A 21,081-nucleotide genomic window follows, 5' to 3' on the forward strand; every position below is an offset into this window, starting at 1 on the left:
GCTCGTATGGTGCACTATTTTTAGAATTGACAAATGGCGGGAGGAGCACGTATGATTCTGTTCAACATCAAAACTAAACTTTTTCTGGTCCTCGTCCTCGTATCAATCGTGCCAATTATCGTTGTGTCTGTCAGTTCCTATCGCAGTTACACGAAGCTGGTGAATGAGCAGACCTCTCTCGTGACGTCGACAACTATAGGCAATTCGGTCAAGAGCATGGAGGAAATTTTGCAGAACATCGACCGGATCTCTGTCACACTCCTTCAGCAGTCTTCCAATGCAACCGCTTACAGCACTGTGAGTGATGAACTAATCAAGTTGAACGGTACCAACGATCAATATGAAATCTTCATGATCCGCAGCAAATTGAAATTGATCTTTGAAAACATTCTGCTTGGTTACAATTACATCAATGGTTTGTACCTTTTCACACCTGATGGCAAATGGATAAGCTATGGCAGTAGCGGTACAGACCTACGCCTCGATTATGTAGCACTTCGGGATGAGTGGTATCTGGATACGATCCAGCGTAAAGGCGATTTGTATATTGGTGAAGTAGGCGTCAAACCTTACATCATTAACGCCAAGGAATCCATTGGCTTCTCCAGAGCCCTCTACGATCCCAACAACAACGAGTTCCTAGGCGTGTTTATGCTGGATTGCAGTATGAACATTTTTGACGGTCTAAAACGTAACCCGGCACCAAGCTTGTCCAATCTATATCTGGCGAACGACGCTGGCGAGATCCTGTACTCCAGCGACGGAAGTAGAGTTGGCACTCCTCTCTCCGATACTCTGGCTGCGGCAACGCATCAAGTCGGAAACAGTTCACAGTACAAATCAATCCAAGATAACATGATGACGGTAATCCAGAAAGTTCCTGGTCGCAATTGGAACGTGATTGCCAACATCTCTATGGATCGGTTGTATGAGGAGTACAACATCTCACAAAAGTTGCTGTTATACGTGGCCGTAAGCTGTGCCGTCATTTTCCTTCTACTTTCCTTTTTCTTGTCCAACCTGATCACCAAACCCATCATCGAATTGACCAAACTGATGCGCAAAACCAAATCTCATCGTTTTGTGACCATCAAGCCTCAAGTAACAAGGCAAGTCGATGAAATAGGCATCCTTTACCACGAGTTCAACAAAATGATGAAAGATATCGATACACATATCCGAGAGAGTTACCAGAATAAAATCCTCATGCTGGACTCCCAGATGAAGGCATTGGAAGCACAGATCAACTCCCATTTCCTCTACAATACGCTGGAGTCGATTAATAGCATTGCCGAGATCGAAGAAGTCGAGAGTATTGTTGTGATGACCAAGTCACTCGGGGACATGTTCCGCTACAGCATCAAAACGGACAGCGAGCTGGTCGCGGTCAGCGAAGAACTTCAACATGTAGAAAACTACATGGCCATCCAGCAGATTCGGTATGGTGACAAGTTCGCGTTCAACCTGAATGTAGACCCGGAAATTCGGAGTCGTCGCATGCTGAAACTTCTGTTGCAACCACTCGTGGAAAATGCCATCTATCACGGGTTGGAGAACAAACGTGGGAAGGGTTCCGTTACCATTACCGGTTTGTTTCAGGGGGACAGCATCGTGTTCGAGATCTGGGACGATGGCGTGGGCATGTCCTCAACACAAGCGGAGGAACTTCGACAATTGCTCCAGCAGCCACCTGAATTCGTCACCGTTGGTCAAAGGCATAAACAAAGCATCGGCATCAAAAACGTGCATTCACGAATTGCTTTGTATTACGGAGAGGGTTACGGCCTTTCGTTTCATACCGATTTGAATACAGGAACTCGAATTACACTCGAAATTCCGGCCAATTGGGAAAAGAGGTGACCAAGAGATGTACACGTATATCGTTGTGGACGATGAACCCTTGATCCGCAAAGGTTTGTTGAAAAAAATCGGGACTTTTGAGCACTCGCTTGAACTCTTAGGCGAAGCAGATAACGGGGCAGATGCCTTGGCTTTGATTGAATCGTTCAAGCCGGACATTATCTTTACGGACATGCGCATGCCTGAGGTCGACGGCAAGCTGTTGATCAGGACAGTATGCCAGCAATATCCGCGTATCAAATTAATTGTCATTAGCGGACATACCGATTTTGATTATATGCAGGAGGCCATCTCTGCGAAAGTTGTAAATTACCTGCTGAAGCCTTTTAGCCGGGATGAGATCCACGGTACGCTTCACCAAGCCATCCAAGCCATCGAACAGGAGCGCTCTCTTCAGCGGGAAGTCGTTCTAAGAGAAGTAGAAACGGAGCAGATGAAAAGGGATGCAGACATGCAAGCCTTCCTGAATTATGTGCTGGCTCCCCATTCATCCATCAAAACACCTGTGTTCCGCTCTGCGGAATTTGCCGCCATCATGGCATCTGACCAGTTCATTTTATTGACGATTTATGGTCCTCAACCGCTTACAGCACAGCAACTACCTACCTTTTCGAATGGCCTGTACATTCCTCATCCACAAACGGATCAGGTACTGTTTTTCCTGATGCATGATCTGGATTGCTCAGGCCAGCTTGATTTGCAGAAAATGGCGGAACAAACTGCGAGTATCATTTTGACCAAATCCGAAACTACGGATTGTTGTGTGGGGATCAGCTTGCCTCATACAGGCATTGGTGGGGTCCGAGAAGCTCATCATCAAACGATCCTTGCGTTGGACGAACGAGCCATTACCGATTTTGGCAAATGTTACGTATTTTCACGGGAGCAATTTCCTTTACATCAACTGAAGTGGGCTCGAACATATGAACTGTTATTTTTTATAGAGAGCGGGAATGTGCCGAAGGTGGAAGAGCTCATCACCGATTTCTTTGCTTTCTACATACGCCAGCCTGACGCTTTGCTTGCCCACCTGAAAGAGCAGTGCAGAGACATTATCACGGAAACCAAACGGCTGCTGAGTAACTATATCCAGAACGGAGGTAACAGTAGCGCCTCTTCCAGCTTGGAGGCCGTCCTGAACGTCTCGTTCGATATGGAGTGCATTAGGCATTACATGGTAAAGGTGCTGACGGGAACAGCTCTTCTGCTTAAAGAAGACAACCCCTACGCATCAGATCAAGTGATCGACAACGTCAGGACATATATCGATAATCACTATACCAAGGATTTAACGCTGGAATGGGTATCGTCCCTGTTCTACCTGAACCCGAGTTACCTCAGTCATTTATTTAAAGAAAAGACATCCGAGAACTTCACTGATTACGTAAACAGACTACGGATCAGGCAAGCCAAGCAGCTCTTAACGAGCACAGACGATAAAATCTATCGGGTTGCCAAACAGCTGGGTTACGACAATCCAAAATATTTTTTTCGGGTGTTTAAAAAATTGACCGGTTGGACTCCAGAGGAATACCGAAAGCAACACAAATCCTTCACCGCAAACAACAAGGAACCAGGCCATGTATGATGGCCCAGTTCCTTGTTTTCGTTGTTCTGGTTCTTAGTGATCCAGCCGTTCTATTATCCGGTCATGCACACGGACAATAACAGTTGCAAGTTGTGCCCGTGTAAGGGTGCTCTGTGGTTGTAACAGTTTATCCGGCGTACCTTGAAATATACCAAGCTGAATGGCCGTTGCCATGACTGCCCGGTTATTTGGTGTCAGCTGGGCCTGATCCTTAAAATCTTCCAGCCATGATTCAACCTCTGCTTTCGGCAGTTTCGTATCCACCCCAGACAAGTTCAGCGCACGAATGAGCACCATTGCCATATCCTCACGTGACATTGGGGCATTTGGCAGGTACTGCCCTTCTTCCATCAGGCCATATTCCTTGGAGGCTCGCAAAATCGGATCAAACCATTTCTCGTTTGCTGCCGCTCCCCCCGGCTCAATTCCTAACGCATTCAATGCAGCCATCAACGTTTGAGCTGATGTTGTCGTACCCTGGGGTTGCATGCAGCGTTCCGATACGCCATTGATCAACAGCAAGCTGTTGGCTTTGGCTATATCTTTGGCATACCAAGCTGAAGGTTTAACATCAACAAATTCGCGGAGCGAGTGAATCGCAACGTACGTGCCTCCTTGGTTTAGCAGTACTTTCCATACCTTGTTTCCGTTTGTGTCTTTGGTCAACACGCCAGGCACCGGCGTAATTTGGCCTCCTGCTCCAACATATGCGATTGCTGTGGAGTTTGCAGCTACGACATCGTTAACAGGCAGCGCTGCAATGACATACGTGTTCTGCTTATCTTTGATGGATACGTTCCATGGATCACCGATGACCCGGATGCCAGATGAGCGGATACTTGCTGCCTTAGCTTGATCAGCAACATCCCCCGTTTGCACGGTCACGACAGCAGAAACATTGCCCTCCGAATCCGTTTCTCCTTCAGTCTTGGACCCGGATGCTGGTGGCTTGGCAGGAGTTCCAACACTACCTGATCCAGGCGTGCTTGGCGAATCAGGATTCGTTCCTGGATTTCCTGGATTTGTTCCCGGCTCTTTCAACGTAAATGACAAACCGTCAATCCGAAGATCTGGTTCATGAAACACCAGATACAGATCATGTACGCCGCTCACGGCAGCAGAAATATCCGCCTCTACGTCAACGTACCCTAATTCTTTGACCGTTACGTTAGCATTGCTAATCTTGTAGGAGACAGGTTCTGTCACCGGTACGTTCCATACAGCAAGCGGTGCGGTATCGAGCGCATCCGCATGCAACGAGATCGTGCCACCTTGCACATTAGATGCGACAGTTGCCCTAACCTTCTGCGCACCTGTCAGGTCAGCCTTAGGCAACGCGATCCACGATCCATTTTGTTTGGACCGAACTGCGTAATAACCTCCAACAATCGCTTTGGCTTTTAATTGAGCTGCCGTGCGTTCCTTGGACACTTCGTGGTAAACGACTTCATTTGAAGCAAACGCATGATCAAATACATTTATGGGTTGGGTAAGGGGTAAGGTCGCAATCGACTTCCCACCAATGCTTAATGCCTTCGATACTTGCACGTCTGCATCCGCTGCCGAGGTCCCAATCATGAATTCATAACTGCCCTGTTCAACGATCCATTCACTCCGATTCACATCCCATAATGCCAGCGTTTGTGGATCAACTTGCAACAGGACTTCTTTTGTTTCACCCGGAGTGAGATGAATCTTCTCAAATGAAACCAGCTTCTTTTTAGGCGCATGTGCGCCGTATGCAGAGTTGCTGTTACGGGTGTACAGCTGCACAACCTCGGAAGTGGCTACGTCTCCTGTATTGGTTACGCGGACCGACACCGTGAATGGTTCATCTCCCGTTACAGAAGACGATACGGTCAGGGAATCGTACGTAAAATCAGCATATGATAACCCGTAACCAAACGGATAGGTCACTGTGGCATCTGTATACATATAAGTCAACTCAGATTCAATGGGGTCTGCATTCGTCATATCAACCGTAAATCGGGGGTCGATGTCGTCAAGACCAGTAGAATTCCCTTCTGGTACGACATAAGAACTAATAGATGGAAAAGCATCCATGCCTGCATACCATGTGGACGTCAGGCGGCCTGTCGGCGCGTAATCTCCGTACAACACCTGAGCCAGAGCATACGAATCGTATTGACCCCCATATGGCTGGTAAACGATCGCCGAGACGTTAGGGTTGTTCTGAATGCGCTCCATGTTTACAGGGAAGCTCGATTTAACCACGACAATGGTTTTCTTACCCTGGGTTGCAAAGGCAGCAGATACTTTGTCGACCAGTTCATAATCTGCCTCGCACATATCGAGGGTAGACCGGTCGTTACCTTCTCCTGCGCTATGTCGTGGAATTGCGCCGACAAAGACGATGGCATAATCGTCTTCCGTGGCTCTTGCTGCTACCTCTTCGCCCACGTTCTTCACCACGGCCTTCTCAAACTTCACCTCGTCCGGGCGATTCGCAGCGTTATCCTTGCTTCCCAGTGGAGATGATGTTGTCACGAGCTTACCAGCATCATCTACCTTGATAAAGCGTCCGTTGGCATAATACCAATTTGTAAAGTCACCAGAGAATCCTGTACGGTACCCATTGGTAACAATAGACATTGAGCCATCCTCGTTCGTTTCCATTCGTAATGTTGGGGGTATGGCACTCGTATCACCCATCATCTCAGGAAGGTTCCAATCATTGTTCGTCAGATTGAGGCTGGTACGATCCGTATTGCCAACTGCTGCATGATTTGTCGCAGGGGAAGTCACCCAACGCTGGTTATACAGCGACAATAAACTTGAACCCGCCTGACCCCAATCGTACACTCGGAACAAGTGGGAGAAACTGGTCTCATCTGGGGCATCCGACGTTGTGATGAGCTGCGCTCCCTCCGTGCCTGCATTTGGACTATACACGTCCGCTGTGACCGTTTGTTGATTCGCTTTAGAGGTTAGTGAAATGACTTCATTTCCTGGGGCATAGTTTACGTTACTGCTGCCATTCATTTTAATGATTGAGAGCAGTGGAGATTCACCGGAGTTTTCCAGCGCAGGTGTCGCGCCAACTGAATACGTCGTCTTGAAGCGTGCGTCGGCATACACCCCAGAAACAGCAGCGTCATTTCCTTTTTCCAGCGGAAGTGTGCCGTCATTTTTCAACAAAACAACGCTCTCCTGTGCCGCTTGAAGTGCTATTTTCTGATGGTTCACTTGGTTATAATCGGAAGGCGGAGACGTCCTGACATCCCTTGCTTCCTGGGCAAAAAGATAGTTTTTCGGTATGCCCTGCTCATCAGTTTCATTAAAAATCCCCAAGCGCACCAGCTGGTTTACATGTGGTCTGGCTGCTTCTATAAGTTCTTCCTCGGTAATTCCATATTCCCCTTGCTCTACGAGCGCCACGAGATCGGTCACATCCGCAGGTGTCGTCCCTGATGGCCGACCCGCATTCGCCTGAGCAAGCGCCATGAGAACGGTTGCATGACCGCGGTCCACGGCATAGCGGTCGTCATATCCATTTCCGAGTTGGTTCGCGTTGGATACAATTGCATCTCCATTGAAATCGGGCGAGCTGTATACGCCATATTTGGCGTCCAAATTGGCTAATAATTGTAGCGGGGAAAGGATGTTTGGAATGCCGTTAGTCCGGCCATAAGATGTCATTGTGCCCGCCAGCGCACCTGATTCAAATCCAGGGAGCGCGGCTCTGGTTTGGTACTCAAACAATGAACGCGCGCTTGCACTGTTATTCGCTGTCTGCCTGAACCACTGCGCGTTATATACGGAGTAATGCTTTGTCCCCACCGCAGCCCTCATCCAGAACCCATCTTCGCTGGTGGACTGATCAATTCCGCTAAGACCCGAAGCCATCTTGTCGATCAAGACTCCGGCCATATTGGGATCTTCAGAGAACCCTTCATCGAAGCGACCGCTAAGCGGATTGATACGCATATCACTGACCACACTGAACGCCACGCTGAGGGAAGGATCATTGCCCCCATGAATGTTGGATTCGCCCTGCTTGACCTTTAATTTGCTGATTTTCTCGTTCCCCATCACTTCACCGATATCGGACAAAAGTTCTTTGTTCCAGCTCTGTCCCATGCCAATCAGAGCAGGAAAATCGGTCGAGACACCCTGAACATTATCTGCAGCAGATAATGCACCGGGAATGACCTTGCCCGCATGTTTCCCCTGCTTCAATGTGTAATGGTTTCGCGAACCCGTCACATAAACGGCTGGACCTTCGAGGCCAGTGTATTCGAAATAGGTGTCTACGTATGCATCCAGATGCGCTGGCACGCCATCAAATAATGGCATCCCGTCAAAGACACCTCCCTGCTGAGTTTGGAACTTTAACGTACTTGTCGTAGATGCTGATAGTGGCGTGGCTCCCCAGGACCCCCATGTCAGACTGACCACGGTGATGACCGCAATCACTTTGCCGCTAATCTTCTGCTTGAAACCTCTAGTCAAAGTCAATGTTACCCCTCCTTTATTTGTAATCGCTTACAATTTGGTACTCACTCATTATAGTTGGAGGAATGGTACATTTTGTTTATGGGTTGAGGTACAGTATTTTTAGATATTACGGTTATGTATCGTTAAAGGATAAATTTGGATTCATATTAAATATAAGCCTCATACTCCACCCATCACTGTACTAAGATGCTCGATTTAACCAACATAACTACTCATTGAAAACTTTGTTTTCGTGGTAATACAAGCCAGGTCATGGGTCATTCGATAACTACAACGAATGTTCAACCAAGTAATGCCACAAGGCTTGTCTCTAGTTATAACAATCAAAAGGGCGTTCCATAAGTCATCTTCCTGACTTATGGAACGCCCCACCCACTAAAATTACTTCATAAACATTCGATGTAATTTGGTTTTGTAAAATAAATCAATTTACACAACAACGGAAAGGACAGAAATAACCTAAAGAAGCGAAGCGTGCGCCTTTATCACCGGATTTTACCCTTGGAAAGGGTCAATCAAAAAATCCGGGGATAACAGCGCTCGGAAGGTTATTCTGTCATCGTAGTGCCCTCGTGTAAACGAATGTTTTACCCCACCCAACATTACATAGAATCCCTACCTAAACATCCCCCACAGCTTAATCAAATGAAACGTATTGTTCGGATCAATCTTCTGTGCAAGCACAAAAGCAACAAACTGCTCCTCCTGCGCCGGAGAGAAATTCTCATTCATAATGACTGCCGAAGACTTGACCAACCTTCTGACCTTGGCCTTATCTTGCAGATCAGACTTGGTCACGCCATCAATCAACTTTTTGATACGCTCTTTGACAGCGGGATTTTTCATCTTTAATTTGATCCGCTCCACCAGCTGCGGACTAATTCCATATTGTTGATAACCCAAAACGTATAGCACCTCCCAAAAGAATGAACTCACTTCTTATTCATATGTCGGGAGGGCTTGTACACTTGTCTTTTTTTACAAAGGTAATACGAAAAACCCGCTATTATGGCAAGCTTTAGTCAATCAGATCACCCTTGAATACTTGCTGTTGCTGTAGGAAATCACGCAGAGGTGCATAGTCCATAGAGGTCCAGAAGGTCGCATCCTCAATTAAATGGGTCACGTCATCTCTGGCTTGTTCGAGCACAGCAAAATCGGCAACCATATCGGCAAGACGAAACTCGGGCAGTCCGCTCTGTTTGGTACCAAAGAAATCACCCGGACCCCGGAGATCCAGATCCCGACGAGATACCTCGAATCCATCCTCGGTTTCCGTCATGACCTTCATGCGTTCCTGTCCGACCTCCGTCTTGGGATCAGCAATGAGTACACAATAGGAAGCATGCGCACCACGACCGACCCGACCACGAAGCTGATGCAACTGGGAGAGACCGAAGCGGTCCGCGTCCATAATGACCATCAACGTGGCATTTGGCACATCGACCCCAACCTCGACAACGGTGGTGGAGACAAGCAACTGAATATCATTGCTGTAGAAGTCCCGCATCATCTCTTCTTTCTCCGCAGCCGTCATCCGGCCATGCAGCAGACCTACACGATATTTCGGAAAGTTCTGCTGCATCTGCACATGCAGATCAATAGCATTCTGCACATCCAGCTTCTCCGACTCTTCAATGAGCGGACAGATTAGATAGGCCTGCCGGCCCTGATCCACTTCTCTGGAGATAAACCCGAGCACCCGCTCCATCATATCGTGTTTAACCCAATACGTAGAGATGGGAATCCGTCCTTTCGGACGCTCCGAGATCGTGGATACTTCAATATCCCCAAAAGCAGTAATCGCAAGTGTCCGTGGAATTGGCGTTGCCGTCATCGTTAACACATCCGGGTTATATCCTTTGCGTCGTAAAACGCTGCGCTGATTCACCCCGAAGCGATGCTGCTCGTCCGTCACCACAAGACCCAGATCACGGAAGAAAACATCTTCCTGAATCAGGGCGTGTGTACCCACCACGATATCAATCATGCCCATTTGCAATGAGGCGATCAGATCTTTGCGTTTGCGTCCATTTACACTGCCCGTTAACAGCCCTACGGTTACCCCAAACGGTTCAAACAGCTTTTGCAGTGAGCGCATATGCTGCTCCGCCAGAATCTCTGTAGGCACCATCAGAGCCCCTTGGAACCCAGATCGAACAGTCGTGTATAGCGCAATTGCCGCAATAACCGTTTTACCCGATCCGACATCACCCTGCAATAACCGATTCATTGCATAGGGCGAACGCATATCATGCAGAATTTCAAGCTCCACCTTTTTCTGAGCATCTGTCAATTCAAAAGGTAAACTGCGTACAAACTCACGAATCGTCGTATTATCCGTGGTATGCACTACACCATCCATGCGATTTCGGTTGAGCGCACGATACGCCTGCATTTTCAACTGGAACAAAAACAGCTCTTCATACACCATACGCTGTCTGGCCTGCTGACCTTCCCGGTTGTCCTGTGGACGATGAATTCCCGCAATCGCTTGTTTACGAGGCATCAAGCTGTATTTCCTCATCAAGGACTGAGGCAGAATCTCAGGAATCATATCTCCGAATTGAATTAATCCCTGATTGATCGTTTTCCGCATCCATTGTTGCGTCAGTTTGCCGGTTACCGAATATACAGGTTGCAATGTACCTGAACGCCCATCGCCTTTATCGGGGAACTCCGAGTCAGTCACGGTCATCTGCATGCGTTTTTGTTCCCATTTTCCCGTAATCACAATCTCCCGATTGGGGGTTAGTTGTTCTTTGAGGAAATGGCGATTGAACCAGGTGGCTGTAATCATCCACTCTTCCGTCATGATCTTACAGGTAAGACGGGACTTTTTACCGTATCGTTGTAATACAGGAATACCCATTACCTGTCCCTGGACCGTAATCTTGTCCCCATCCTTCACTTCACTAAGTGAACGCAGACGATAATCCTCGTAACGGAACGGATAATATTCAAGCAGGTCTCTAACAGTAGAGATGCCAAAGGCGTGAAGCTCTCCCTCTTTGAGAGCACTCACGCCGTTAATTTGCTTAACTGATATTTCTTCCAATTTCATGTCTAATCCCTCATTCCGGAACAGGCCACATAAAGATCGCAATGACACCAGGTCCAACATGACTGCCTATTACGGCTCCAATATTGGTATAGATCACTTCATTCAGTGTAAAATGACCCCGTAGCTGCTCTGCACAAGCGATCGCTGATCCCGGGTCAGCGGTATGACCTACCGCCAGGTTAACCCGTTTGCCTGCAAGATCCTTCTGGAACAGCTCAATAATGCGTGCCATTGCTTTTTTATGACCTCTGACTTTCTCAACTGCGTAGATAACGCCTTCTTCATCAATAGACAGGATCGGCTTAATGTTAAGCAACGTTCCCAAGATGGCTGAAGCTTTGCCAATCCGACCGCCCTTTTGCAGATACTCCAAAGTATCTACAAGAAAGAACAACTTGCGAGATTGTTGCATCCCTTCAATAGCCGCAGCGATTTCGACTGCTGACTTGCCCTGTTCGGCAAGTTCAGCAGCCTGTACCACCATTAGACCGTATCCATAAGATGCTGACTTCGAATCCAGCACGGTGATGTCACCCTCAGTCTCAAGCAAAGACTTGCCAAGCATGGCCGATTGATAGGTACCACTCATGCCGGATGACAGGTGGATCGATACAATCGGGCGTTCCGGGTTCTCATCAAGAAGTGATTGGTACACATCCATGAAATCGGTTGGAGATGGCTGTGAAGTTGTAGGCAACACAGATACCTTCTTCAACTTTTCGTAGAACTGTTCCGAAGTCAGATCAACGCCATCTGCATAGGTCTCTTCACCAAACAGAACACGTAGCGGAACAATATGAATCCCGTATTTGCGAATGAGTTCTTCGGGAATATCTGCCGTACTGTCTGTTACTATCGTAACCTTGTGGCTCATGACTCTCCTCCTCTTCGCTAGAGTGCTATTAGGACTCTACGGAGAACAAATAATAATACACCGGCTGTCCTCCAAGATGTACCTCTACCTCAGCATCAGGATACTGTACTTCAAGCCATGCAGCGAGGGCAGCAGTAACCTCAGGGTCAGCTTCGTCCCCTTCAAGGATCGTCACCACTTCATCTCCACTCTCCATCATCTGTTTGAGCAGACCTTCACATGCTTGAAGCATGGTTTCATCCGTCGCTACAATTTTGGAGTTATGAATACCGATATAGTGCCCCGCCTTGATATCCAATTCATCATATTGCGTATCACGAACCGCATGAGTCACTTGACCGGACTGTACCCGGCTGATGGCCTCCAACATTTGGTCACGGTTTGTTTCCGCAGACTCATCTTCTTGGAAAGCAAAAGCAGCAGCCATTCCCTGTGGAATGGTCTTACTTGGAATAACCGTAATCCGGCGCTCATCTTCAAGCAATTCACGAGCCTGCTCCGCAGCCAGTACAATATTCGAGTTATTCGGGAGTATAAATATCTGCTCCGCAGCAATGGAACGAACGGCTTTTACAAAATCCTCAGTACTCGGATTCATCGTCTGTCCACCGGACAGAACAACATCAACGCCAAGACTTTGGAAAATCTCAGCAATACCGTCACCGGAGGATACCGCAATAAAACCATACGGTGCCATCTCATCTGCAGGAAGCACAGCCTCTTCCATACTGCGCGCTGCCTCAGGTGGAATCTCTGCAAACAATTCAGGTGATGGAGCAATGTCCATGCCTGCTGTCAGGAGATCCCGATGCTGTTCACGCATATTGAGAATATGAATCTGTGTAATCTCACCATAATGCAGCGCCAGGTTTAATACATCGCCTGGTGTCTTGGAATGGACATGAACTTTGATGACTTCATCATCAGCAATAATAATGATCGAATCTCCATTAACTGACAACGCTTTCCGGAATGCTTCGTCATCAAATGCCACTCCTGCGTTCTCTCCAAGCTCACGATTAATGAAGAATTCCATATCATACAGGAATTCAATATCTTCCGTTTCCAGTCTCGCCTGAGCAGACAATGGCATCTCCGGTGCAATCACCTGCTGTGCAGGCTTCTTGATATCCACTGCTGTCGGTGCAGCCGGTTTCAAAGCAGATGCTGCCACGGATGGGGTTACTTCTTTGTTCAGTGAAGTACGACTCCCTCCGTCACTTTGCAGCAATACTTCCATAAAGCCCTCGTAGATATATACAAGCCCCTGACCACCTGAATCCACAACACCAACCTGTTTCAGTACAGGCAGTAATTCCGGAGTCATTGCCAGTGCTTCTTTTGCTTTTAACAAAACTTCATTCATTAATTCAGTAATATCATTCGTCCGTCTTGCATAGTAGTTGGCATGTTTCGCCGCTTCCTTGGCTACGGTAAGAATGGTCCCTTCAACGGGCTTTACGACTGCTTTGTAAGCTGCGTCAACACCGTTCTGCAGGGCTGCTGCAAATTGGAGCGTATTCAGTTCCTCATAGGGAGCAGCTGAACGACTAAAACCACGGAACAATTGCGACAGAATAACTCCTGAATTCCCCCGTGCGCCCATAAGCAGGCCTTTCGATAGAATACCGGCAGCTTCGCCGATGGAGGCAGAACTTTTTCTTTTAATCTCTGCGACTCCTGCACTCATTGTCAAATTCATGTTCGTTCCCGTGTCACCATCCGGCACAGGGAAAACATTCAGGGAATTGACGTGCTCTGCATGCTGTCCAAGTTGTTCCGCTCCGGCAAGTACCATTGCGGTGAAATCTGTTCCATTTAAAGAACGTATACTCAAGTGAGAATTCCCCTTCCTAGCTTGATACACGAACACCTTGCACCAAGATGTGTCTGGTCTGTTCATGCGCTAACGCGGACTGCGTTATTCTTCGTCCATACCTTGTCCGGCACAGGCATACAATACAACATGTCAGCCGGATTAACGGTCTGGGCGGCCGGGCTACCAATATCCTGCACTCTCTGCACCCCTAACTTCGGGGCATACGGATATGCACCGGTATCAAGAGCCGGCATGAATGCCGCATGGAGACTGGTGCCAATGATGGAATGCCGCAGCTCACAGCGTTGCCAAAAAGCAGACCACCGACCTCTAAGTACGGTTTATTCTCCGACTTCCTCGCGGCAACAGCCTGTTCACCACTGTATTATGGACTACTCAACATTGTACTATATTAGACAGGAGAAATAAATAAAGTTTTTGGATCAGTTGACGAAGCTTTTTTAATTATGATATTATATTCAAGTATTGTTTTATGCAGGTTAAGTAATGGAAATGATCCGGTTCATGCCGGCTTAAACAACGCCATTAGCTACTGAAACCTGATCTTTATGATCAGGAAGAACAATTTAGTCCTTATGGAATGACTTTTCGTTTCTGAAGGCAACTGGTTATTTTAGGATAGGAGGTGTAATCTATGTCTCGCAAATGTTATGTGACAGGTAAGAAACCGGGCACCGGTAACCACGTATCCCACGCTAACAACCGTAACCGTCGTACTTGGGGCGTAAACGTTCAGAAGGTCCGCATTCTCGTTGACGGCAAACCAAAACGTGTATACGTAAGCACCCGTGCACTGAAAGCCGGTAAAGTGACTCGCGTATAATCACGCAAAGCTACTATAAATCGGGTAAGCAAAAAGCACCTTGTTCCTTGCAGGTGCTTTTTTGGTATTCAAAAAAGGGATTCTTGAATACGCTCATTAACATGTGAATGGCCGCCGCATGGCGCTTCGCAGGTACGAATTCCAGATAAGCCTGAGCCAAAGCGGCGGTATTCCCTGTTACCTTATCAATCGGATCAGTGCTTTTGAAACGTATTAAGAATCGCCTTTACAAACCCTCCCAAAAACTTCGGCAGTTTGAATGTGTAAAATTTCATAATTCACCCTCCCCATCATGCTCATGCGTCCGCCGTATCCTATGCTTCAGGCCTTCTTTACCTCAAACACGACAAAAAAGGCTACATGAGAAACCTGCTCATGTAACCATATTTATGCGGAACCTTCGATCCCTATTCCACAATGACAAGCCCGAAGATCAGGTCATTTACGTTTGGGCAGGAATATATTGATAGGCAGCGATCATGAAAACACTCAGTAAATAATACAGTATGCCGAAAATGACAAAAGTAACCCGATGTCCCGTACGATCAAATTTGCGGAAATACATAATAACAACGCCTACCCCGATTAATGACGTAATAGCATTAAACGGGGATTGAATAACCGCAAACAAAGCAAGCACAAGTCCCGTCACGAGACTCGCAGCCATCGTCCACAGTGTCTCCTTGAGGGTCATAGATCACCCTCCGTAGCTACGGCGAATTTCAGTAATCGCGGCAGCACGATCCTCACGTCCAAATACGGCACTCCCAGCAACGAGCACATCTGCTCCAGCTTCCACCACAAGTGGAGCTGTATCGGCAGCAATTCCGCCATCTACTTCGATATGTACATCATGGCGTCCCTTTTCGTTCAACCAGGTACGAATCTGCTTGATTTTGTTCATCGTACCCGAGATAAATGCCTGTCCGCCAAAGCCAGGATTGACCGTCATAACAAGAACCATGTCCACATCATCCAGAACTTCGAGAATGGCAGACGCTGGCGTTCCTGGATTAAGGGCAACTCCTGCCTTCACTCCTTGCTCCTTAATTAGATGAATAACGCGGTGTAAATGCACACAAGCCTCAGCATGAACGGTAATTACCGCTGCACCCGCTTTGGCAAATTCCTCAACATAACGCTCCGGATTCTCAATCATCAAATGCACATCGAGCGGCAAGCTTGTATGTGGAGCGATTGCCTTCACAATCGCAGGTCCAAGCGTAATGTTAGGGACGAAATGACCGTCCATAACGTCAACATGAATCCAGTCTCCTCCTGCAGCTTGAGCTTCTGCAACTTCCGCACCAAGGCGGGCAAAATCAGCTGATAATATCGATGGGGCAATTTTAATCATGTTAATACCTCCGCTTCTTATCTTTCATTTCGTTCAGGAACAGCACATAGTGCTGATATCGGCTTTCGGAGATCAAACCTTCCTCCTTGGCCGCAAGCACACGACAGCCTGGTTCATGTGTATGGGTACAACCTCGGAATTTGCACTGATCTGCAAACTGGGCGAATTCGCGGAAACAAGTGGAGAGTTCCTCCACACCGATCTCCAGAAAGTCCAGTTGGCTGAATCCTGGCGTATCTGCAACAAATCCACCATTATCCAACGGAATAAGCTCCACGTGCCTGGTGGTGTGTTTCCCTCGTCCTAGACGCATGCTGATCGCATTTGTCTCCAGCGTCAGGCCCGGCATCAATGCATTTAACATCGAAGACTTGCCTACACCCGATTGTCCGGAGAATACGCTGATCTTACCAGCCAGACGGTCTCTGAGCAATTCACTGCCTTCACCGGTACGTGAACTTGTGGAGATCACTTCATAACCAACCTGCTCATACAATGCTTTCACTTCAGCAACAGTGTCTTTGGCTGGATCAGCCAAATCAAGTTTGGTCAACACAATGAGTGCATCCAGCCCCGCCTGCTCGATATGAACAAGGAACTTGTCCAACAGGTTCAGGTTCATATCCGGTTCCTTCACAGAAAACACGAGAACAGCCAAACTTACATTGGCTACAGGAGGACGGATAAGTTCCGTCTCACGCTTCCGAATTTCATCAACCGTTCCTTCTCCGTTCTCAGTCAACATGTAGCTGACGCGATCACCTACAAGCGGTGATGTTCCCCGCTTTCTGAAGATACCTCTGGCTCGACATTGAACGGCGGAACCTTCAACCGAAGGAACCCCGTTGTCTTCCACTGGCATGACATAATAGTAACCGCTTAGCGCTTTAACGATGATACCTTCTGGCATAGCTCCGACGCCCTCCTTTAGATGGTGGTACATTTACTCCAGACGCCAGCATAAGCCGCCCTTATGGACGGCTTGATGCGTTAATGACTTCCTTTTTCTTCTCTTTTTCCTTGCCGTGCCCCTTACCATTATTCATGGCAGAAGTGTCCTCATCTACACTGTCACCCTCACCGTCTGCCGGTGTGGACTCAGGTTCACCTTCCTGATTGGGATCAACACTTCCACTTCCCTCATCAACGCTACCTTCACCTGGATCAGGCTCATTTTCTGGCGGCGTCTCAGTGCTTTGTTCCGGGTCAATGGAAGGTACATTTACTGTTCCGTTTTTGGCTTCACTGTAGGAGACAAGATACGTATCCAGGAACTGTCCATCACGATATACGGACACAGCCCCATTTTCATTTGGAGCGAGCACAAGTGGAATGGTCAAGGTCTGGGTTGAGTTCACGGTGCGTGTTCCCCATTCCTGATTCTTGCCGCGTGCGTCTTCATATGTGATACGGATTTTACTGTTTTTGCCCTCTTCTTTGGGTGAAACATTGATATTAAAAGGATATTTCAGCGCTTCGGGCGGATAACCGGTACTGATAAAGATCGTAATCTTATCGCCAGGACTCACATCTGTGCCGGCTTCCACAGGCCACTGCTGCGTCACTTTCCCCTGGTCCACCGTATAACTTGATTCTTCCTGCACCTGAGCAAGCACAAGTCCAAAAGATTTCAGTTTTTCTTCGGCTTCATTGCGGGTAAGGTCTTTCAGGTCAGGCATTTTGACCGTCTCAGTACCTTTACTTACGATTAACTCAATCTGAACTATAGCAGGATCAAATTCCTCATTCACACCCGGTGTCTGGGAAATAACAGAACCTGAAGCCACATCATTGGAGAACTCTTCTTTCCGCTGAATCTGATCTTCCTTAATGCCAAGCGCAGTCAACTTCTTGACAGCCTCATCATAAGTTTCTTGTTTGACATCAATCATCTTCACAAGTTCTTTTTCTGCACCAACACTGATCTGGACTTCGGAGCCTTCTTTGACAACATCGCCTTCTTTTCTGCTCTGGTCAAACACAATACCGGGTTCGACACCTTCCTGGTACAAACGGATGACCTCATCACTGACGACGAGTCCTTTCTCCTCAAGCATTTCCCGAGCCTTTTCTTCAGTCTGGGTGATCACGTTAGGTACGATAACTTCAGGTACAACCAACATACCCTTGACATACCATACAACACCCACCATGGCGATTAGAATAAGAACGGTTAATGAAATGAGTAGAGCTGGCTTCTTCCAGCTCTTCGATTTCGCTTTACCCTTGCCAGTTTCTTCGTCAGATTCCATCACAGGCACCGCACCCGTCGATGTAACTCCACGCGGTTCAGGCTTGATCGCTGGCATTACGCGAGTCTGGTCTATATCATCCTCATCCGGAAAATCAATCTTCGTTTCATTTCGTCTCTCCGGCATCAGGCAAGTTTCCAGATCGGTCTGCATTTCTTTGGCCGACTGATAACGTTCCTGCGGATTTTTACGCATGGATTTTAAGATGACATTTTCCACACTTTGCGGAATCAATGGATTGAATTTGCGTGGTTCATCGAACTCTTCCTGCAAATGCTTCAATGCCACACTGATTGGACTTTCACCCAGAAACGGAAGTTGCCCGGTAAGCATTTGGTAAAGTACGATCCCAAGAGAATATAAGTCCGATTTTTCACCAGTAACGATGCCTTTGGCATGCTCTGGTGAGAAGTAATGTACAGAACCAACTACGGAACCGGTCTGCGTAATCGTTGTAGATGTAACCGCACGGGCAATCCCGAAATCCGTTACTTTCACACGGCCATTCCGGCCAATTAATATATTGTGGGGTTTGATATCCCGATGAATGATTTGATTATGATGTGCATGATCAAGAGCATCTGCAATCTGGGAAGCGATTCGCACCGATTCGTCCACCTGCAGAGGGGCGCGTTCTTTAATAATTTCATTCAGGTTTTTGCCTTCCACATACTCCATGACAATATAATGAACGTCATCTTCCTGCCCCACGTCATAAATGCTGACTACATTCGGATGAGACAGCGATGCTGCCGACTGTGCTTCCCTGCGGAAACGGCGAATAAACTCTTCGTCATGCACAAACTGTTGTCTAAGAACTTTGATCGCTACATTCCGGTTCAACAGAAGATCCTGGGCTTTGTACACAAGAGCCATGCCGCCACCACCGACACGCTCAATCACTTCATAGCGTCCGCCTAGCTGGTGCCCAATCATGACTCACACCCCGTTTCCGTATCCACGGAACCTTCCCTCTGCAACTCGAACAAAGCAAGCGTGATGTTGTCGTCTCCCCCAGCAAGTAAAGCCAACTGAAGCAGTCGGTCTGCACGATCTTCCAATGCCAGTTCCAGATTGCCGGCAACCTGAATAATCTGCTCATTGCTGACCAGGTTACTGAGACCATCACTGCACAGGAGAAGAACTTCGCCTTCCTCCAGCTTGACGGTATCCAGATCTACCTTCACCTCGGCATCTGTTCCAAGCGCACGAGTTAGTACGTTGCGACGTGGATGATGGGACACATCCTCTTTGCTAATCTGACCATTTTTGAACAATTCATTCACCAGTGTATGGTCCTCGGTTAGCTGGATCACAGCTTTGTTCGCAATTTTGTAGGCTCTGCTATCACCGATGTGTCCAATAACACCTTCCGTATCGTTCAATAAAGCCGCAACCACCGTTGTTCCCATGTTGTGATACTTGTCATCTGTTGATGCCGTGCGGAAGATAACTTCGTTGGCATGCAAAATAGCATCGCTGAGAGCCGCAGACAGAGACGCATGTGACAGACCTGGTTCCAGTGTTCCCAGATCTTTCACCAACGTCTCTACTGCCAAGCGGCTTGCCGTATCCCCTGCAAGATGTCCACCCATGCCATCGGCAACAATACCCAGAATATATCCTGTATCGAGATTACGAATCCAGGCTGAATCTTCATTCACCGAACGCACTCGTCCGATATGGCTCACATGAACTGTTTTGATCAAAACGTTCTCACCTCAACTCCATATGCTTTGCACGAAGCTGACCGCAAGCGGCAGCAATATCATGTCCCTGTTCACGACGAATGGTTACATTAACACCCTGTTCCGAGAGAATCTTCTGAAAATTGAAAATGTCGCTTCTCGATGTTCTTACGTATTTGCGTTCAGGTACATGGTTAACCGGAATCAGATTCACGTGGCACAACATGTTCTTAAGCACACTTGCCAGTTCTGCAGCATGCTCTGGCTGATCGTTTACCCCACCAATAAGTGCATACTCGAACGTAATTCTCCGACCTGTTTTGGCCAGATAATAACGAAGGGACTCCATCACGTCTTCAAAAGGAAAACGACGGTTAACCGGCATCAATTTCGAACGCAGTGCATCATTTGGTGCATGGATCGAAATGGCAAGGTTAATCTGTGTATCTTCATCTGCAAACTTGTAGATGTTCGGAACGATTCCGCTCGTGGATACCGTGATGTGACGCTGACCGATGTTCAGCCCTTTTTCATGAATCATAATGCGCAGGAAAGTCATCGTAGCTTCATAGTTTTCGAAAGGTTCACCCGAACCCATGATTACAATGCTGCTGACACGCTCGTTGCGTTCATCCAGAATTTTCTGAGCTTGCACAACCTGGGCAACAATCTCACCAGCCGTAAGGTTACGCTTGAGACCACCCAATGTGGATGCACAGAACGTACAACCAATACGACAACCAACCTGTGTGGTTACACAGATGCTGTTCCCGTAGTTATGCTTCATAATTACTGTCTCAATGGCATGATCATCATGAAGACCAAAGAGGAATTTAACCGTTCCATCCTTGGATTCAAACTTGGTAATTTCCTTAAGCGTTACGAATTCAAATTGCTCTGTCAGTTTTTCACGCAATGGCTTGGACAGATTGGTCATTTCACTGAAATCATTCACGCGTTTTACATAAATCCAGTCAAAGATTTGGCCACCGCGAAACGCCGGCTCCCCATTCTCCACAGCCCATTGCTGCAGTTGTTCCAGAGAATAATCATATATAAAAGGTTTCATTTTGTTGTCAACACCTATTCCTTCTTTTCTTTTCGTTGGCTTCCTTCTTTTCGTTCCATTCGTCCTATTCTATCACAAAGACCACGTTACATCCATGTATACCCTTGATATCTGTACTTCATGCATTATAACATCTCAATGCCGCCATCGCACCCTGTCATCACATTCTCTGACAATTATATCGAAG

Annotated in this window: 16 protein-coding genes; 3 read left to right on the top strand and 13 right to left on the bottom strand. The window is 47.5% G+C overall.

Annotation, left to right across the window (positions count from 1 at the left end):
* Positions 1-51 precede the first annotated feature (51 nt).
* Together MKY95_RS22680 and MKY95_RS22685 are read left to right on the top strand one after the other, a co-directional pair.
* Complete coding sequence (locus MKY95_RS22680; protein WP_076318916.1) at positions 52-1,860, top strand: sensor histidine kinase; 1,809 nt, start codon at positions 52-54, stop codon at positions 1,858-1,860.
* 7 nt (positions 1,861-1,867) lie between these two features.
* The gene (locus MKY95_RS22685; protein WP_036674908.1) at positions 1,868-3,448 is read left to right on the top strand and encodes a response regulator; all 1,581 of its coding nucleotides are present in this window, start codon (positions 1,868-1,870) and stop codon (positions 3,446-3,448) included.
* Between the two features lie 33 nt (positions 3,449-3,481).
* Here the strand turns inward: MKY95_RS22685 and MKY95_RS22690 are convergent, their stop codons facing one another.
* The 6 genes from MKY95_RS22690 to MKY95_RS22715 form a co-directional block, all read right to left on the bottom strand.
* On the bottom strand, positions 3,482-7,927 hold the full coding sequence (locus MKY95_RS22690; protein WP_076318915.1) for a glycoside hydrolase family 3 C-terminal domain-containing protein: 4,446 nt from the start codon (positions 7,925-7,927) through the stop codon (positions 3,482-3,484).
* Positions 7,928-8,542: 615 nt separating this feature from the next.
* Positions 8,543-8,830, bottom strand: a complete 288-nt coding sequence (locus MKY95_RS22695; RefSeq protein WP_036614589.1) for a stage VI sporulation protein F — start codon at positions 8,828-8,830, stop codon at positions 8,543-8,545.
* Between the two features lie 115 nt (positions 8,831-8,945).
* On the bottom strand, positions 8,946-10,991 hold the full coding sequence (gene recG, locus MKY95_RS22700) for an ATP-dependent DNA helicase RecG (RefSeq protein WP_076328022.1): 2,046 nt from the start codon (positions 10,989-10,991) through the stop codon (positions 8,946-8,948).
* Positions 10,992-11,001: 10 nt separating this feature from the next.
* Positions 11,002-11,865: a DegV family protein gene (locus MKY95_RS22705; RefSeq protein ID WP_036674905.1), complete on the bottom strand. Its 864-nt coding sequence runs from the start codon at positions 11,863-11,865 to the stop codon at positions 11,002-11,004.
* Between the two features lie 28 nt (positions 11,866-11,893).
* On the bottom strand, positions 11,894-13,702 hold the full coding sequence (locus tag MKY95_RS22710; RefSeq protein ID WP_076328023.1) for a DAK2 domain-containing protein: 1,809 nt from the start codon (positions 13,700-13,702) through the stop codon (positions 11,894-11,896).
* A 62-nt stretch (positions 13,703-13,764) separates the two neighbouring features.
* Positions 13,765-13,938 carry a hypothetical protein gene (locus MKY95_RS22715; protein WP_155985128.1) on the bottom strand — a complete coding sequence of 58 codons (174 nt, stop codon included), beginning with the start codon at positions 13,936-13,938 and terminating at the stop codon, positions 13,765-13,767.
* Between the two features lie 401 nt (positions 13,939-14,339).
* Between MKY95_RS22715 and rpmB the strand changes: the two genes are divergently transcribed.
* Positions 14,340-14,528, top strand: coding sequence for a 50S ribosomal protein L28 (gene rpmB / locus MKY95_RS22720; RefSeq protein WP_017687459.1), 189 nt, complete (start codon positions 14,340-14,342; stop codon positions 14,526-14,528).
* A 194-nt stretch (positions 14,529-14,722) separates the two neighbouring features.
* On the opposite strand, the gene spoVM is transcribed toward rpmB, so the two are convergent.
* The 7 genes from spoVM to rlmN form a co-directional block, all read right to left on the bottom strand.
* A complete protein-coding gene (gene spoVM, locus MKY95_RS22725) occupies positions 14,723-14,803 on the bottom strand; it encodes a stage V sporulation protein SpoVM (protein WP_017687458.1) in 81 nt (26 codons plus the stop codon).
* Between the two features lie 167 nt (positions 14,804-14,970).
* Entirely contained in the window at positions 14,971-15,222 is a 252-nt protein-coding gene (locus tag MKY95_RS22730; protein ID WP_047843680.1) for a hypothetical protein, read from the bottom strand.
* Positions 15,223-15,225: 3 nt separating this feature from the next.
* The gene (gene rpe / locus MKY95_RS22735) at positions 15,226-15,885 is read right to left on the bottom strand and encodes a ribulose-phosphate 3-epimerase (RefSeq protein WP_017687456.1); all 660 of its coding nucleotides are present in this window, start codon (positions 15,883-15,885) and stop codon (positions 15,226-15,228) included.
* Position 15,886: 1 nt separating this feature from the next.
* Complete coding sequence (gene rsgA, locus MKY95_RS22740; protein WP_076328024.1) at positions 15,887-16,795, bottom strand: ribosome small subunit-dependent GTPase A; 909 nt, start codon at positions 16,793-16,795, stop codon at positions 15,887-15,889.
* 61 nt (positions 16,796-16,856) lie between these two features.
* Positions 16,857-19,073, bottom strand: a complete 2,217-nt coding sequence (pknB, locus tag MKY95_RS22745; protein WP_076328025.1) for a Stk1 family PASTA domain-containing Ser/Thr kinase — start codon at positions 19,071-19,073, stop codon at positions 16,857-16,859.
* Entirely contained in the window at positions 19,070-19,846 is a 777-nt protein-coding gene (locus MKY95_RS22750) for a Stp1/IreP family PP2C-type Ser/Thr phosphatase (protein WP_017687453.1), read from the bottom strand. The genes pknB and MKY95_RS22750 overlap by 4 nt, the downstream gene beginning before the upstream one ends.
* A gap of 7 nt (positions 19,847-19,853) precedes the next feature.
* A complete protein-coding gene (gene rlmN / locus MKY95_RS22755; protein ID WP_017687452.1) occupies positions 19,854-20,894 on the bottom strand; it encodes a 23S rRNA (adenine(2503)-C(2))-methyltransferase RlmN in 1,041 nt (346 codons plus the stop codon).
* Positions 20,895-21,081 lie beyond the last annotated feature (187 nt).

This window comes from Paenibacillus sp. FSL P4-0176 (genome assembly GCF_037975265.1).
Lineage (GTDB): Bacteria > Bacillota > Bacilli > Paenibacillales > Paenibacillaceae > Paenibacillus > Paenibacillus amylolyticus.

Bases quoted from the DNA above. Each gene is read 5' to 3' on its own strand.
- MKY95_RS22680 (WP_076318916.1), top strand. From the start codon at position 52: ATGATTCTGTTCAACATCAAAACTAAACTTTTTCTGGTCCTCGTCCTC.
- MKY95_RS22685 (WP_036674908.1), top strand. From the start codon at position 1,868: ATGTACACGTATATCGTTGTGGACGATGAACCCTTGATCCGCAAAGGT.
- recG (WP_076328022.1), bottom strand. From the start codon at position 10,991: ATGAAATTGGAAGAAATATCAGTTAAGCAAATTAACGGCGTGAGTGCT.
- MKY95_RS22705 (WP_036674905.1), bottom strand. From the start codon at position 11,865: ATGAGCCACAAGGTTACGATAGTAACAGACAGTACGGCAGATATTCCC.
- MKY95_RS22715 (WP_155985128.1), bottom strand. From the start codon at position 13,938: ATGCCGGCTCTTGATACCGGTGCATATCCGTATGCCCCGAAGTTAGGG.
- rpmB (WP_017687459.1), top strand. From the start codon at position 14,340: ATGTCTCGCAAATGTTATGTGACAGGTAAGAAACCGGGCACCGGTAAC.
- spoVM (WP_017687458.1), bottom strand. From the start codon at position 14,803: ATGAAATTTTACACATTCAAACTGCCGAAGTTTTTGGGAGGGTTTGTA.
- MKY95_RS22730 (WP_047843680.1), bottom strand. From the start codon at position 15,222: ATGACCCTCAAGGAGACACTGTGGACGATGGCTGCGAGTCTCGTGACG.
- rpe (WP_017687456.1), bottom strand. From the start codon at position 15,885: ATGATTAAAATTGCCCCATCGATATTATCAGCTGATTTTGCCCGCCTT.
- rsgA (WP_076328024.1), bottom strand. From the start codon at position 16,795: ATGCCAGAAGGTATCATCGTTAAAGCGCTAAGCGGTTACTATTATGTC.
- pknB (WP_076328025.1), bottom strand. From the start codon at position 19,073: ATGATTGGGCACCAGCTAGGCGGACGCTATGAAGTGATTGAGCGTGTC.
- rlmN (WP_017687452.1), bottom strand. From the start codon at position 20,894: ATGAAACCTTTTATATATGATTATTCTCTGGAACAACTGCAGCAATGG.